The organism is Neobacillus sp. K501, assembly GCF_053749995.1.
The window spans coordinates 32,399-46,916 of record NZ_JBSLYA010000014.1 but is presented as its reverse complement, the minus strand read 5'-3'; the positions used below and the strand labels follow the sequence as shown (position 1 = coordinate 46,916).

Annotated in this window: 16 protein-coding genes; 13 read left to right on the top strand and 3 right to left on the bottom strand. The window is 36.7% G+C overall.

Annotated features, from left to right (window positions below; genetic code table 11):
• Positions 1–54 precede the first annotated feature (54 nt).
• Genes ACWM35_RS22825 through ACWM35_RS22805 form a run of 5 tightly spaced genes read left to right on the top strand, consistent with a single transcriptional unit; the run spans position 55 to position 5,243 of the window.
• Positions 55–951, top strand: a complete 897-nt coding sequence (locus ACWM35_RS22825) for a beta-1,6-N-acetylglucosaminyltransferase (protein WP_454821201.1) — start codon at positions 55–57, stop codon at positions 949–951.
• A gap of 37 nt (positions 952–988) precedes the next feature.
• Positions 989–1,837: a hypothetical protein gene (locus ACWM35_RS22820; RefSeq protein ID WP_454821200.1), complete on the top strand. Its 849-nt coding sequence runs from the start codon at positions 989–991 to the stop codon at positions 1,835–1,837.
• A 12-nt stretch (positions 1,838–1,849) separates the two neighbouring features.
• On the top strand, positions 1,850–3,097 hold the full coding sequence (locus ACWM35_RS22815; protein WP_454821199.1) for a diaminopimelate decarboxylase: 1,248 nt from the start codon (positions 1,850–1,852) through the stop codon (positions 3,095–3,097).
• A gap of 23 nt (positions 3,098–3,120) precedes the next feature.
• Positions 3,121–4,116 carry an ATP-grasp domain-containing protein gene (locus tag ACWM35_RS22810; protein WP_454821198.1) on the top strand — a complete coding sequence of 332 codons (996 nt, stop codon included), beginning with the start codon at positions 3,121–3,123 and terminating at the stop codon, positions 4,114–4,116.
• A 32-nt stretch (positions 4,117–4,148) separates the two neighbouring features.
• Entirely contained in the window at positions 4,149–5,243 is a 1,095-nt protein-coding gene (locus tag ACWM35_RS22805) for a lipid II:glycine glycyltransferase FemX (protein WP_454821197.1), read from the top strand.
• Between the two features lie 55 nt (positions 5,244–5,298).
• Here the strand turns inward: ACWM35_RS22805 and ACWM35_RS22800 are convergent, their stop codons facing one another.
• Positions 5,299–6,351 (bottom strand): lactonase family protein, encoded by a 1,053-nt coding sequence (locus ACWM35_RS22800; protein ID WP_454821196.1) that lies wholly within the window; start codon positions 6,349–6,351, stop codon positions 5,299–5,301.
• 115 nt (positions 6,352–6,466) lie between these two features.
• Here ACWM35_RS22800 and ACWM35_RS22795 point away from each other — a divergent pair, with 115 nt between their 5' ends.
• The 3 genes from ACWM35_RS22795 to ACWM35_RS22785 all read left to right on the top strand — a co-directional run bounded on the left by ACWM35_RS22795 (position 6,467) and on the right by ACWM35_RS22785 (position 8,109).
• Positions 6,467–6,778 (top strand): PTS lactose/cellobiose transporter subunit IIA, encoded by a 312-nt coding sequence (locus ACWM35_RS22795; protein WP_454821195.1) that lies wholly within the window; start codon positions 6,467–6,469, stop codon positions 6,776–6,778.
• Between the two features lie 193 nt (positions 6,779–6,971).
• Positions 6,972–7,691, top strand: coding sequence for a DsbA family protein (locus ACWM35_RS22790; RefSeq protein ID WP_454821194.1), 720 nt, complete (start codon positions 6,972–6,974; stop codon positions 7,689–7,691).
• The gene (locus tag ACWM35_RS22785) at positions 7,684–8,109 is read left to right on the top strand and encodes a disulfide oxidoreductase (protein WP_454821193.1); all 426 of its coding nucleotides are present in this window, start codon (positions 7,684–7,686) and stop codon (positions 8,107–8,109) included. The genes ACWM35_RS22790 and ACWM35_RS22785 overlap by 8 nt, the downstream gene beginning before the upstream one ends.
• 23 nt (positions 8,110–8,132) lie before the next feature.
• Here the strand turns inward: ACWM35_RS22785 and ACWM35_RS22780 are convergent, their stop codons facing one another.
• Positions 8,133–8,579, bottom strand: coding sequence for a Dps family protein (locus ACWM35_RS22780; protein WP_454821192.1), 447 nt, complete (start codon positions 8,577–8,579; stop codon positions 8,133–8,135).
• A gap of 333 nt (positions 8,580–8,912) precedes the next feature.
• Between ACWM35_RS22780 and ACWM35_RS22775 the strand changes: the two genes are divergently transcribed.
• Entirely contained in the window at positions 8,913–9,509 is a 597-nt protein-coding gene (locus ACWM35_RS22775; protein WP_454821190.1) for a cell wall hydrolase, read from the top strand.
• Between the two features lie 77 nt (positions 9,510–9,586).
• Here ACWM35_RS22775 and speB read toward each other — a convergent pair whose 3' ends face one another.
• Complete coding sequence (speB, locus tag ACWM35_RS22770) at positions 9,587–10,537, bottom strand: agmatinase (protein WP_454821189.1); 951 nt, start codon at positions 10,535–10,537, stop codon at positions 9,587–9,589.
• Between the two features lie 343 nt (positions 10,538–10,880).
• Between speB and ACWM35_RS22765 the strand changes: the two genes are divergently transcribed.
• The 4 genes from ACWM35_RS22765 (at position 10,881) to ACWM35_RS22750 (ending at position 14,413) form a co-directional block, all read left to right on the top strand.
• Positions 10,881–12,227 (top strand): APC family permease, encoded by a 1,347-nt coding sequence (locus tag ACWM35_RS22765; RefSeq protein ID WP_454821188.1) that lies wholly within the window; start codon positions 10,881–10,883, stop codon positions 12,225–12,227.
• Between the two features lie 312 nt (positions 12,228–12,539).
• On the top strand, positions 12,540–13,829 hold the full coding sequence (locus ACWM35_RS22760) for a Glu/Leu/Phe/Val family dehydrogenase (protein WP_454821187.1): 1,290 nt from the start codon (positions 12,540–12,542) through the stop codon (positions 13,827–13,829).
• Positions 13,830–13,850: 21 nt separating this feature from the next.
• On the top strand, positions 13,851–14,141 hold the full coding sequence (locus ACWM35_RS22755; protein WP_454821186.1) for an SAV0927 family protein: 291 nt from the start codon (positions 13,851–13,853) through the stop codon (positions 14,139–14,141).
• Positions 14,142–14,164: 23 nt separating this feature from the next.
• A complete protein-coding gene (locus ACWM35_RS22750; RefSeq protein ID WP_454821185.1) occupies positions 14,165–14,413 on the top strand; it encodes a hypothetical protein in 249 nt (82 codons plus the stop codon).
• Positions 14,414–14,518 lie beyond the last annotated feature (105 nt).

The following is a 14,518-nucleotide window of genomic DNA, read 5'->3' as shown; positions in this document are numbered from 1 at the left end:
TTTAAAGAAAAGAATTACACTTTAAATAGAACTAATGTGAAAGAAGGTTAGAAAATGAGTGCTACTCCGCGGACAGCCTATATTTTACAAATTCACAAAAACCCCAATCAAGTAAATGAGTTTCTTAACCAGCTTGTATCTGATGACCAAGCGGACATATATATCCATATTGATAAAAGGCATTATGAAGAAATGAATGGGGAAATCCTAAAAAATCCAAGTGTTAGAGTACTTGAACGAAGTATCATTTGTGAATGGGGCGATATTAGTCAAGTGGATACTACGATTCTCTTATTAAGAGAGGTATTAGCCTCAGGGAATCAGTATGATTTTGTCTGCTTAAGGAGTGGTCAAGATTTATTAGTGAAGAATGGTTTTAAAAACTTTTTATTTGAAAACCAAGGTAAAATATATATGGATTTTATCAATATAACTTGGAAAAATGAAGGGGCAATAAAACTTAATTGGCCAAAGATAACTAGACAAAGGTATACGACAGCCCATCCTTTTCGAATTTTCAGGAGAATGATCAAATATTTTTATGATAGGGGTATGAAAATATTCCCTAATAAAAATTTTTGGCCGGAAGATTATGATTTTTATTGTGGATCACAATGGTTCACCATCCCTTTTGAAGCTGCAAAATATATCATAAATTTTTTAGATGAAAATAAATGGTACCGTAAATACTTTGAAAATACGTATACACCGGATGAATGGTTTTTTCATACATTACTTATGAACTCTCGCTTTAAATCAAACATAGTAAAAAACAACCTATTATATTTAAGAATGGGAGAAAACTTAAGGGAGAGAAATTCCCCGGTATATTTAACCAGTAAAGATATTCACTCCATTGAGAGATCAAATCATTTTTTTGCAAGGAAATTTGACGAAAAAATCGATCCTTCAGTTATTCAATATTTTACTAGTAAGATAAGATTCGAATAATTAAATGAACGATTAATCAAAAAATCGGGAGGATATAATGCTTTCTTTAAACTATAAGCGAAGTATTTTTAATATCCGTGAAGACATTGGAACCGGAAATTTTGAGAATAAAAGCGAGAAAACCGATATAAATATTCGATTTGAACTTTTAGTTCCCCCTGTGAATTTTACTGAACCTAATAGTGAAAAATTTTCTTTTCGCCTCTTAATACCAAACTATCTCATTGATCTCGGGGATGAAGAAGATGAAATTTATAACAAAATACACAAAAATACTAGATATAAAATTAATAGAGCACATTTGAGGGATGAGCTTTTTTACTTAGAACTTACTAATCCAACAGATAGTGAAATTGAGGAGTTTAAACAGTTTTTCAATCCGTTTGCGAAAGAAAGAAATATAAGTTTTTGTGATGTAAACAAGTTAAAAGCATTAAGAGATCAAGGGGCATTAATTATTTCATATATTATTGATAAGGATCAACAGGTCCTGTGTTATCATGTCTATCAAAAAGATGCCTATCAAGGGTATTTAATTTATTCGGCATCTAAACGGTTTGAAAAAAAAGATTCAAGTCAACATAACTTAATAGGTAGAGCAAATAGGTATTTACATTGGAAAGATATTCAGAGTTTTAAGAATAAAGGATGCCAATGGTATAACTTTGGGGGAAAAGTAATTGATAAAGAAGATCAAGGCGGTCAAAATGTAAATAACTTTAAACTAGAATATGGACCCATCACTACAGGATATGACTCAAGAACCTTCTTTTCTAAAAGTCTAATTGGTAAATTAGGCCTCTTGTTTTTATATTTAAAATGGAAAAAAAGCCATGAATATAAATTTACCCAAAAGTTGGAGTCATTGATATCAAAATATGAGTGAGGGAAATTAATCATGATATTAGAATACAAGCAGATTAAAGAACTAGACGAAAAGTTTGGTTCTTCTTTTTATTTATTAAATGTAAATAAATTACGGGATAACTATCGAAAAATCGAGAAGGCATTTCAAGATAGATATGAAAATTTTATTGTTGGTTATTCTTATAAAACCAATTACCTCCCATATTTATGTAAAGAACTATCAAAACTAGGTGCTTATGCAGAGGTTGTCTCACGATTAGAGTATGATTTAGCGCTCAAAATAGTTGAGGATCCAAAAAAAATCATTTTTAACGGTCCAGTAAAAAGTCGGGAGGACATTCAACTTGCTCTTCAACATGAAAGTATCATCAATATTGATTCTTTATATGAAATTGATTATGTAAAGGAATATGCGCTCTTCCATCCAAATAAGCAAGTAAAAGTAGGCTTAAGATTAAATTTTGATATCTCTGAAAATGGAATTAGTCCTCTTCAAGAGGGATATGAAGTAAGTAGATTTGGAATATGTATAGAAAATGGCAACTTACAATCTGCGTTAAATGAGCTGAGGGACTATGAAAATATAAGTGTTATTGGACTTCATGGTCACTTTTCAACTCGAAATAGAAGTGTCGATACTTATAAAAAGATTACTCAAACTCTATGTGAGTTAGCAAAACAACATATTATCGATCAATTAGAATATATCGACATTGGAGGAGGTATTTATGGCGAACTACCTGAATCCTTTCATGCCGAGGTCCCATCGTTTGATGATTATGCAGAATCTATCTGTCAAATCATGAACAGGGAATTCGGAATTTTTGATAAAAAACCTGCACTCATTTTAGAGCCAGGCATTTCTATGGTGGCGAATACCTTCACATTTATCGCAAAAGTAATTGAGACAAAGGATGTTCGAAGCCGAAACTTTGTGCTGGTTGATGGCAGTGTTCATAATATAAAACCAACCATGCATAAAAGAAATCTTCCAATGAAACTAGTAAAACAAAATGAAGAAAGACACCGTGGAACATTTGACATTGTTGGCTATACATGTATGGAAAAAGATTATTTAGCCCATCAAGTCCAAGCGGAAGTGCCATATACAGGTGACTATATTATCTTTGAAAATGTGGGTGCTTATACGATTGTTTTTAACCCGCCGTTTATTAAAGAGAGACCTGGAATCTTAGCGAAAGACAATGAGAATGTTTTTGTAGTTAGGAAAAAGGAAACGGTAAAGGAATTTTTCAATGAGGAGTTGTATGTTTTTTAATTTTTTTAAAGAGGGGATCTATTTTGAACATATTAATCTGCAGTGCGGGAAGAAGAGTGAAATTAATTAACTATTTTAAAACTGAACTTAGCAAAATCGGAGGAAAAATTATAGCAATAGACTGCGATTCTGCAGCACCAGCTCTTTATTTTGCCGACCATTGGGAGCTAGTCCCTCAAATCAACCACCCTGAATATGTTCAGAGGATCAAAGATCTGTGCAAAAAATATCAAGTAAACGCTATTATGAGCCTTATTGACCCAGAACTAAGTATATTAGCCCAGCATAAAGATGAGTTTGCGGAAGAAAACATTAAGCTAATTGTTTCAGATAAAGATGTTGTTGACGTTTGCTTTGATAAATATTTAACCTATAAAATCTTGCAAAAATATAACATCCCGGCTGTTCCTGTTTATGAAAGTATGAACGAAGTAATAAATGATTTGAAGACGAAGCGACTTTCCTTCCCCCTAATTGTAAAACCGCGAACGGGCAGTGCGAGCATAAGGGTTTCAAAAGTAACATCCATTAATGAACTTGAAAATCTATGGAGGCTGTCAGATGATTTAATTGTACAGCCCTTTATTGAAGGCGATGAATACGGGGTCGATTGTTATGTGGACTTACTCACTCACGAGGCAGTACATATTTTTGGCAAAAGGAAATTGAAAATGAGAGCTGGGGAAACAGACAAATCGGAGGCGGTTGTTGACCCAATTCTATTTGCATTGATTGAGGATTTACTTAATACTTTACGACTTATTGGGCCAATTGATATTGACTGCTTTAAAACGGAAACAGGCTATGTAATTTCTGAAATCAATCCTCGATTTGGAGGTGGTTATCTTCATGCTTACGAAGCAGGTCAAAACTTTATTAGGTGCATAATCAATAATTTACAAGGTGAAACAAATATGCCGAAAATCGGAAACTACCAAGACCGAACAATCATGATTAAATATGATGATGTAATGCTGATAAATTCTGTATTAACAAATTCAGGAACAATCATTAAATAACGGTGTTCTTTTCCTTGTAAAGGGGGATTAATATGTACGAAGTCATTTCATATAAAGATAGGGAAAGATGGGAACAGCGAATAAGAGAAATAACCAAAAAAGATGTTTTTTATTGTCATTCTTATTCGAGTTTGTATCAGAAAATGGGAGATGGTGATCCTCATTTATTTTATTTCTACAATGGAAAAGGGAACAAGCTATGCTACACATTTTTAAAAAGAAGGATTAACGAATTGCCGTTTAGAATAAGCAAAACGGATGTGGAGTTATTTGACATTATCACTCCATCATATGGATATGGTGGACCGCTGTATGATGTTGAAGATATGGATTTGATTCGAGAGTTTCGAAGGGAATTTGAACAATATTGTAAAAAGGAGAATATCATAACTGAATTTATTAGATTTCATCCATTACTCCAAAATCAAAGAGGAATGGATCATATGATGGAAATAACCTACGACCGGGAGACAGTATTCTTTGATTTAAGAAAAAGTGAGGACGAAATATTTAACCAATATCATAAAAATCACAAACGTAATGTCCTTAAAGCCCAAAAAAATAATTTAGAATTTAAGGTATTTGAGTCTGAAGAGAAATATAAGCATCTGGAGGAATTTTATCAATTATATAAAGAAACCATGGATAAATTAAATGCTTCTGCATATTCCTATTTTTCTGTTGAATATCTTAAAAATCTGTTAGATGGGTTTGAACAGAATTCAATCATTGGAGCTGTATTTCATCATAATAAAATGGTGGCTGCTGCAATTTGTATGTATGAAGGTAATACAATACATTACCATTTGGGGTGTTCAAAAAAGGAGTTCTTAAATCTAGGGACTACGATTTTTTTACTCCATCATATTGCGTTGTGGGGAAAGGAAATTGGCATGTACGCCTTCCATTTAGGAGGAGGGCATATAGGCAGGGATTCCTTATTTCAATTCAAACATCGGTTCAATCCCAAAGGAACCCTTGATTTTTATGTGGGGAAAAAAGTTCATCTTCCTGAATTCTACCAAAAGCTAAACCAGGAATGGGAACAATATTATTTAATTCCATCACAAGAAAAATTCTTCCCAGCATACCGATATCATAGAAAAAAAGATCACGTCCCTATTTAAAGTTAGATAAAAAACAACAGGGCAATAGATTGCTCTATCCCCTGTTGTTTTTCTTTTATAAAAATTTTACACAAACCGGATGCCCCACCGTTATATCTGATTGTAATAAAGTTAGTTTCCCGGTATTCTCATCTCTTGAGTACAGTACTAAGTTGTTGGATTCCTGATTAGAACCAACGATAAATTTTTCGGTAGGATCGAAGTTGAAATCCCTCGGCCAATCCCCCTCTGATGAGGTCAATTCTACAAAGCTAAGTTCCCCTGTTTCCTGATTAACGCTAAAAACAGCAATACTATTATGTCCTCTATTACCTGCATAAACAAAGCGTCCATCAGATGAAATATGAATCGCACTTCCTTGATTATTTTCAGTAAAGTCACTAGGTAGGGTGGAAATGTATTGCTTTTCAGTGAAATGTCCATTGTCAGGATTATAGTTAAGGACAATTACCTCAGAGCTAAATTCGGTCATGATATAGGCGAATTGGCCATTCGGGTGAAAAGTGATATGTCTTGGACCGCTGCCAGCTTTTAGCGGCAGCAAGTTGACGTTTGTCAGTGTAGCATCTTCATTTACCTTATAGGTAATTAGGGCGTCAATCCCTAATTCTACAACCGCCAAATACTTTTCGTCAGGAGTTAGTCCTGCATAATGTGTGTGCGGTTTTTCCTGTCTTGGATCTGGCCCGGAGCCTTCATGCTTCATGATCGATACTGGCGGGTGGATCGAGCCATTTTCCTCGTTAATTAAATAGGATTCCACGGAGCCTTTATGGTAATTGGCACTGAATAGATAATGGTTTTGCCGATCAACACTCACATGACATGGGGGTGATCCGGCTAAAACTTGGCTGTTGATGGCTTGAAGCTCACCGCCATCCGTAATCGTAAAGGAAGCAACCCCGCCATTTTCTCCTTCTTTTGTAACGGCATAAAGATAACGATGGTCATGACTAATCGTTAAATAGGTAGGGTTATCTAACTGTGCTGCTAGCTTCACATCTGTTATTTTTCCTGCTTCCGTATCAAGAGTAAAAGTGTAAATGCCCTTGCTTTCACCTTTTGTGTAGGTTCCAATATAGCCTTTATATGTAGTTTTGTTTATCATTGCGATCCTCCTTAGGAATAAATGGTTATGCTATATAATAATATCCTATATAAAAATATATTTAATACCAAGCAATAAGATTTATACGACGCTAGATAAAAGGGGGAAAAGCAGTATGGAACAATTAGAAACGGTCATTTTTCAAATTATTCTCCATGGTGGAAATGCCAAAAGCAGTGCCATGGAAGCCATTCTCGCAGCGAAACAAGGAGATTTTGTCACCGCTGATGCCAAAATAATGGAAGCAGGTCGTGAACTAAATGAAGCGCATCATATTCAAACAGCGTTAATTCAGGGCGAGGTTCGCGGCGAAAAAACAGAGGTTTCACTGCTCATGGTGCATGCACAGGACCATTTAATGAATGCCATTACGATAAAAGATCTAGCAGCTGAATTTGTTGATCTTTATAAAAACTATAAAAAATAATTTGAAGGAGCCAAAAAATAGTTTGGCTCCTATTATTTTATAGAAGGGTTGGATACATTTACATATACAATTTTTCCTAAGCCAAAAGGAAATGGCTGCTTTTAACAATTAAAGGAAAGTATCTTTTATTTTGCAATAGAGATTTTTTCTAGTAAAATTTAAACTATCAATACATAATGCAAGGGGTATGATTATGGCCAAAAGCAAAAATAGCAAGAGTAACAAAAAAAAGGAAACCCAATCATCATCTAAATTCATTTTCTGGGTGATTGGATTGATTGCTATCGGTATTATTGGATTAATCTTTTTAAATAATCAATCAGATTCAGATCAAGCCGTAAAAGAGGAAATTGATTACGCGAATCAGCCATTTCTAGGGGAAGAATCAGCTCCTGTTTCTATAGTGGAATTTGGTGATTACAAATGTCCTAATTGTAAGAACTTCGCTGAGACAACGGTTCCGCTGATTGTAAAAGAATTTGTTGATACTGGGAAAGCGAAATTTTATTATTTCCATTATCCGTTTATTCATGATGATTCTAACCGCACAGCAAAATTTGCAGAAGCAGTGTATCATGAGCTAGGAAACGAAATGTTTTGGGAGTTTCATGAACTCATTTATAAGAAACAACCGGAAGATACCCGTTATGAAACCATGAATTACTTTACGGAAGAATTTTTAACTGAAACCTTACAAGAAATTGCTAGTGAGGAAGAAGTGAACAAGGTAGTGAAATATTTTGATACAAAAGATCCTGAAAAAGCTTGGAAAAAGGACAAGGCTTTGGCAGAAGAGTTGGGAGTCACTGGAACACCAACAATTTTTGTAAATGGCAAGAAATTTGATGGACAAACCTTGGATGATTTAAATGAAATGGTAGAGGAAGCCTCAAAGGAGAAAGGGAATGAATAAATCTCTATTACTTGCATGGGTTGCGGCATTGATTGCTACAATCGGCAGCTTGTATTTTAGTGAGGTTCTCCACTATATCCCTTGTACGCTGTGCTGGTACCAGCGGATTTTTATGTATCCATTAGCGGTCATCCTTGGTGTTGCTTTTTACCGGAATGACAAAGGAATTACGAAATACACCTTACCGTTATCAATAATCGGGATGATCATTTCTGGCTATCATAGTGCGTTACAGAAGATCCCTTATCTTCAGCAGTTTGAAATGTGTACAACAGGTGTACCTTGTTCGAAGGATTATATTAATTGGTTAGGCTTTATCACGATTCCTATTTTAGCTTTTATTGCTTTTACGATTATTACAGTCTGCTTGGTAATCATTACACGCAGCGAAAAAGAAGGAGAGACTACCCGCGGGTAATCTCTCCTTCTATATTATTGGACTTAAATCGATTTCCCAAGAAACGCAGTTAACATCCAAACATGTTTTTCAAGACCTGAATGAATCGCTAGTAGCATATCTCCGGTAGTTTCATCATCCACTTCACCTGCGAAACTCATTCCTTCCTTTAGTTCACCAATGATGATAGAGAAATCATTAATAATCGTTTGAACCATTTCTTCCGCACTCTCGGATCCATTTGCTTCTGAGATCGATGAAAGTTCGAGACATCCTTTCATCGTGGCAACGGGATTACCACCAATGGATAATAAGCGTTCAGCCAATTCGTCAACATGGAGTCCAGCTTCATTATAGAACTCTTCAAATTTTGCGTGTAGAGTGAAAAATTGTCCACCCTTCACGTACCAGTGATAGTTATGTAACTTTGTATACAATACTGTCCAATTTGCTATTTGCTTGTTAAGAACACTAACTAACTGATTTTCCATAAATAAACCTCCATATATTTGTCTTCCATTATATTATTACCAGAAAATATCGCAGGATTCCTGTGGCTTTTGAGGGGAATAATGTCAATTTTGTGAAGTAGCTTTATGACAATAATGAAACAGACTGTCATGAAACATCCTTAACTATCCAGAAATGGAAGTATAAGGACATATCTAATGTTTGGATATTAATTCCTTTTAGTAGAGAAACGCTTTGATAGCAAGTTTAATATTTCTTTTTATAATTCTTCCATTTATTGGACGATGATTCCATATGTTACAACTGATAGCCTTAGTCGTAGAGCAACAAGCAAACAACTAGGAGGTTATCAAATGAATAAACTTAAAAAACTAGTCATTGCTACTGGATTAATTTTATCAATGTCCGTGTTTTCAGGTGCGATAGAATCAGAAGCTGCAACAACTCGGACCATTCAATATGGTGAGACATACTGGAAAATTGCTAAGGGATTCGGTGTTCCTCTTAACAATTTAATGACTGCAAACAATAGTAAGGCACTAATTGCTGGTCAAAATATGATTCTACCAAACTCTCCAATTTCAGCGGCCGATAAAGATTTATTGGCACGCTTAGTTCGTGCAGAGGCAGTGGGCGAGCCCTACGCTGGGAAGGTAGCTGTTGCCACCGTTGTTTTAAACCGGGTATTTATGAGCTCTGACTTTCCTAATACAGTCCGTGGAGTTATCTATCAAATCTCCAATGGATATTATGCTTTTACTCCTGTTGCCAACGGCCAGATTAATCAACCAGCTGATGCAGAATCGAAAAAAGCCGTCAATGAAGCGATCGCTTTAATCGGTAAAGGGAGCGGTTCACTATTTTTCTATAATCCAAACACGGCATCAAGCTCTTGGATTAAATCACGCCAAGTGACGACTAGAATTGGGAATCATGTATTCGCAAAATAAAGATATACATTAGCTTTTCCAAATTGATAGGTTTTATCCAAAAAACAGTGGACTCTTTTAACGGAGTCCACTGTTTTTTATTTTGAAACGGTTGCTTCTTTATTTATTTTTAAGGCTACGAGGCTGGCAAAATCATGGATAATCGTGGCTGCAAGCAGCGATGTTATCTGGGTTGGATCGTAGGGTGGTAACACCTCGACTAAATCAAAACCAATAAAATTAAAATCCGTTAATGCACGAATCATTTGCAGGGTTTCAAAACTGTTTAAACCGCCAACCTCTAGTGTACCCGTTCCAGGTGCGCAGGATGGATCGACAAAGTCAATGTCAAAGGTAAGGAAACATGGAGTATCACCGATTTTCTCTTTCATTTCTTTGACAACGTTTTCGAATCCGCGCTCCTTTAATTCTGGTGTGGTGATGACATTATAGCCTAGGTCCGTGCTTGCATCAATATCTCCAGGATGATTGAGTGTTCCGCGAATACCGACTTGAAAAACCTTATCAGGAATCAGTAAATTTTCTTCATATGCACGGATGAATGGGGAACCATGCCAATATTTTTCTTCATAGTACGTATCCCAAGTATCCGTATGGGAATCAAAATGGATTAAGGCAACTGGACCGTGCACTTTAGCGGCGGCACGAAGATTTGCTAGTGTTACGGAATGGTCTCCACCTAGGGCAATTGGAATGATGCCCTGATCCATTAACTCCATAACTGCTTTTTCAATCACTTGGTAGCTTCGATGGATATTATGAGGGATGACGGAGACATCGCCAATATCAATGGCCTTACAATCATCAAAAGGATAGACCTTATGAATAGGATGATATGGGAATAATGTCATCGACGCTTGGCGAATCGCTTGAGGTGCAAAGCGGGCCCCTACCCGGAAGGAAGCTGCTGTATCAAACGGTACCCCGACAATGGCCAATTTTGCATTCTCCCCACTTGAAGGTAATCTCATAAAGGTTCCTGTTGTACAAAACTCTGGTTTAACATCTGGTGATAATGGATATTGCATCTATTTTCCCCCCATTTTCCTATTTTTCATATATTTATGTTGCAATTTTTGTGCCAAGTAATAGGCCCCTGCTTTTCACTCCCTTAAATACAATGACTATTTAAGTTGGAATAACGTATGCACAGTTGAATAATTCTTAATATTCAAAATTGACATTCTATTCCTTTTATTTTACGCTCATGGAATGAAATAAGGAAATTTTTTTAAAAAACACTTTGGCATAAAAGTTGCATGTTAAAATAGTGAATTTTCAAAATATAAATAAGGGGGAATAAAAAATTACAAGAAGACAAAGGGGTTATGTAATGATGAAAGCGTTTTAAAAAAAGGGGAGGTATGATACGTGGAAAATGGCGTCAAGCTGAAAAGATCGTTAAAGTTATGGCAGGTTGTTATGATGGGGTTGGCTTATATGACTCCGATGGTGGTATTTGATACATTCGGAATTGTTTCTGGTGAAACAGGGGGTCATGTACCAACAGCGTATATTATTGCCTTGATTGGTATGTTGTTTACAGCGGTAAGCTATGGCAAGCTTGTAAGGGTATTCCCACAGGCAGGTTCCGCTTATACGTATACGCAAAAAGCGATGAACAGACATCTTGGATTTTTAGTTGGTTGGTCCTCATTACTTGATTATTTATTCCTGCCAATGGTAAACGCACTTTTAACAAAACTCTACCTAAATGCTCTTTTTCCAGAGGTTCCGGATTTTATCTGGGTGTTAGTGTTTGTAGGGATTGTAACACTACTTAACCTTCGAAGCGTCAATGTCCTGGCAAATTTCAATACATTTTTTGTTTTAGTGCAGATATTAATTATGGTTGTCTTTATTATCTTGGTAGTGAAGGGTCTAAATTCGGGCGAAGGGACCGGATCTGTTTTTAGCTTACAGCCATTTTTTGTTGATGGTATGAACATTCCAATCCTAATTACAGGTGCAACGATACTTTGCTTTTCATTCCTTGGCTTTGATGCCGTTACGACCTTATCCGAAGAAACACCCAATCCAGAAAAAACAATCCCCAAAGCGATTCTTCTTACAGCTTTATGGGGAGGGGTCATTTTTATTACAACCTCATTTTTTATCCAGTCCTTTTTTCCGGATAATTCGAGGTTTAATGATCCGGAAGCAGCACTCCCTGAAATCGCGCTATATGTTGGTGGGAAGCTGTTTCAATCCATTTTTTTGTGTACAACCTTTGTGAACACCCTTGCCTCGGGACTTGCCTCTCATGCAAGTGTTTCAAGGTTACTGTATGTTATGGGCCGTGACAAAGTTTTCCCAGAAAAGTGGTTTGGGTATATCCATCCGAAATGGAGAACACCTGCGATTAATGTATTAATCGTTGGAGTCATCTCATTATCTGCTTGGTTTTTTGATTTAGTCACAGCAACTTCCTTAATTAATTTTGGTGCCTTAATGGCCTTTACCTTTGTTAATCTTTCTGTTATTAGTCATTTTGCTTTCCGCCAAAAAATGCATCGTACTCCTAAAGGGTTTTTTGATTACGTCATCATGCCACTATTGGGGGCAGGGTCGATTGCGATCCTTTGGATAAATCTTGAGATAAGTTCCTTGATTATGGGGGCTGGCTGGTTTCTTATTGGTCTTGCCTACCTTGCCTATTTAACCAAAGCTTTCAGAGCAGCACCTCCGCAATATAAGGCGGAGGAAGCAGAAGTATAAATTGCTAGAAAAACGCATTCCAGCACAATAAGGGAATGCGTTTTTTTGTGTAAATAAAAAGTATGCAAATTTGAATAACAAAGTCATTTTTTCATAGGTCAGAAATTTTTTTGCCCCCAAAAGAATGATGCCGGCTTGTCTTATGCCTGGCTACAGAAAGCTATCACTTTCTGTACGCATTAAGTGAGACTAAGCTCTGTCTTCGCCAATCGCTAATTCTCCCTATATCGCACCTGGGCAAATCACTTCCGCTTTTCTGTTTGGCACGGAAATTGCTATTTACTTAGTAACAATAAAAAATGAGGTGTTATGATGGCAATCGAATCTTTAGATTTGAGAAGGAATGAGGGAGTAATCGAAAAGGATAATTCACTGATAGAGTTTCAGGAAACGCTACGTGAAGCAGTAGATATCATGAATTTTCCTCCCCAGGTCTTTGAATTTTTAAAGAAGCCAATGAGATTTTTAGAAGTGAGTATCCCTGTTCGCATGGATAATGGGCAGACGGAGATATTCCAGGGCTACCGTGCCCAGCATAATGATGCAGCTGGGCCGACGAAAGGCGGGATTCGCTTCCATCCAGATGTTACCCCTGAGGAGGTAAAGGCATTAGCCGGATGGATGAGTTTAAAGTGCGGGATTACAGATCTTCCATATGGAGGGGCAAAAGGCGGCATTGTCTGTGACCCACGCAAAATGAGTTTAGATGAATTAGAGCGATTAAGCAGGGGATATGTTCGAGCAGTCAGCCAAATTGTCGGCCCTACAAAAGATATTCCGGCACCGGATATGTATACAAACTCGCAAATCATGGCATGGATGCTCGATGAGTATGATCATATCCGCGAATTTGACTCTCCAGGTTTTATTACCGGGAAACCAATCGCATTAGGGGGATCGAAGGGCAGAGAAACCGCCACATCCAAAGGGGTTTTATATACTCTTCAAATGGTTGCCGAATTGAAAAAAATTCCGATTAAGAACCTCCGTGTAATTATTCAAGGTTTTGGCAATGTTGGCAGTTACTTGGCGCAGTATTTATATGATTTAGGGGCGACTGTTATCGGAATTGGCGATGTTCTTGGTGGTTTGTATGATGAAAATGGCCTGGATATTCCCTATCTTCTAGAAAACAGAGACTCATTTGGAATTGTAACAAACCGATTTAATAACTCGATCTCAAATCAGGAATTATTGGAGAAACAATGTGATGTCTTGATTCCTGCAGCCATTTCAGGAGTTATCAATAAACATAATGCCAGTCGTCTGAAATGTAATATTGTGATTGAAGCCGCCAATGGCCCGACGACCAAGGATGCGCTAAAAATATTGGATGAACGTGAGATACTCGTTGTTCCAGATATTCTTGCTAATTCTGGCGGTGTCATCGTATCGTATTTTGAATGGTGCCAGAACAACCAGGGCTATTATTGGACAGAGGAAACCGTTGATGCCCGCTTAAAAGAAAAAATAACCGACAGCTTTATGAATGTTTATAATACTTCAACTAAATATGGAGTGAATATGAAAATTGCTGCCTATATAGAAGGAATAAAAAAATTAGCTGAAACCTCAAGACTGCGAGGATGGTTGAAGTACTAATACAATGAGGAGGTTTAATAAATGAAGTTGGATATTCTGACTGAACAAAAAGAACGGCAGCTGCTGCATTATTTTTGCCTTATATCTAATAATCATCGCTATGATTTAACAATTGGCTACTCCAATCATTTTTATGGGAAGGCAATGGTCATCTCAATGCAAACTGGGAAAATGGTACTTCTCTGTCAAGAGGATACCTTACATGTACATCATTGGTCCGAGAAACTTGGGATTGAAGAGGAAGATATACCAGAATTTCAAGAGTTCTTCAGTCTTGTCTTACAATCAGGACATTTTCAGGAACAATACTAAATAAAACGTGGGGGTGAAATAGGATGTATTTTGGAGTTGTACTTAGCCCATGCTATGGGACGGTTGAAAGAGTTTCAATTAAAAATGAAACCAGAATTTATGAGTGGGAACCATTGTTTCAAATAAAAAATGAAAATGGCAAGGTGGAAATGATTCAAACCGGTTTAAGTGGAGAAGTTGAATCACTGGAAGTCCAGGAAGGAGATCAAGTCATTCCTGGTATGGTCCTTGCTTTTATAAAAGAAGATTTATTTGTAACCGGGAGCGACTAATGGCTAGAAAAAAGAAGATGGTAACCGCATCTTCTTTTTTTGTCTAGCTCCTGCGCCTAGGGGCTCGGGACATAAGCCAAGCCGGCAAGAAGGTTAAAGAGAAAC

What these genes read in the sequence shown, in the direction of transcription:
- ACWM35_RS22800 (WP_454821196.1), bottom strand. Translation starts at nt 6,351, where the DNA reads ATGATAAACAAAACTACATATAAAGGCTATATTGGAACCTACACAAAA.
- ACWM35_RS22820 (WP_454821200.1), top strand. Translation starts at nt 989, where the DNA reads ATGCTTTCTTTAAACTATAAGCGAAGTATTTTTAATATCCGTGAAGAC.
- ACWM35_RS22750 (WP_454821185.1), top strand. Translation starts at nt 14,165, where the DNA reads ATGTATTTTGGAGTTGTACTTAGCCCATGCTATGGGACGGTTGAAAGA.
- ACWM35_RS22790 (WP_454821194.1), top strand. Translation starts at nt 6,972, where the DNA reads ATGGCCAAAAGCAAAAATAGCAAGAGTAACAAAAAAAAGGAAACCCAA.
- ACWM35_RS22755 (WP_454821186.1), top strand. Translation starts at nt 13,851, where the DNA reads ATGAAGTTGGATATTCTGACTGAACAAAAAGAACGGCAGCTGCTGCAT.
- ACWM35_RS22785 (WP_454821193.1), top strand. Translation starts at nt 7,684, where the DNA reads ATGAATAAATCTCTATTACTTGCATGGGTTGCGGCATTGATTGCTACA.
- ACWM35_RS22795 (WP_454821195.1), top strand. Translation starts at nt 6,467, where the DNA reads ATGGAACAATTAGAAACGGTCATTTTTCAAATTATTCTCCATGGTGGA.
- ACWM35_RS22780 (WP_454821192.1), bottom strand. Translation starts at nt 8,579, where the DNA reads ATGGAAAATCAGTTAGTTAGTGTTCTTAACAAGCAAATAGCAAATTGG.
- ACWM35_RS22805 (WP_454821197.1), top strand. Translation starts at nt 4,149, where the DNA reads ATGTACGAAGTCATTTCATATAAAGATAGGGAAAGATGGGAACAGCGA.
- speB (WP_454821189.1), bottom strand. Translation starts at nt 10,537, where the DNA reads ATGCAATATCCATTATCACCAGATGTTAAACCAGAGTTTTGTACAACA.
- ACWM35_RS22760 (WP_454821187.1), top strand. Translation starts at nt 12,540, where the DNA reads ATGGCAATCGAATCTTTAGATTTGAGAAGGAATGAGGGAGTAATCGAA.
- ACWM35_RS22825 (WP_454821201.1), top strand. Translation starts at nt 55, where the DNA reads ATGAGTGCTACTCCGCGGACAGCCTATATTTTACAAATTCACAAAAAC.
- ACWM35_RS22775 (WP_454821190.1), top strand. Translation starts at nt 8,913, where the DNA reads ATGAATAAACTTAAAAAACTAGTCATTGCTACTGGATTAATTTTATCA.
- ACWM35_RS22815 (WP_454821199.1), top strand. Translation starts at nt 1,850, where the DNA reads ATGATATTAGAATACAAGCAGATTAAAGAACTAGACGAAAAGTTTGGT.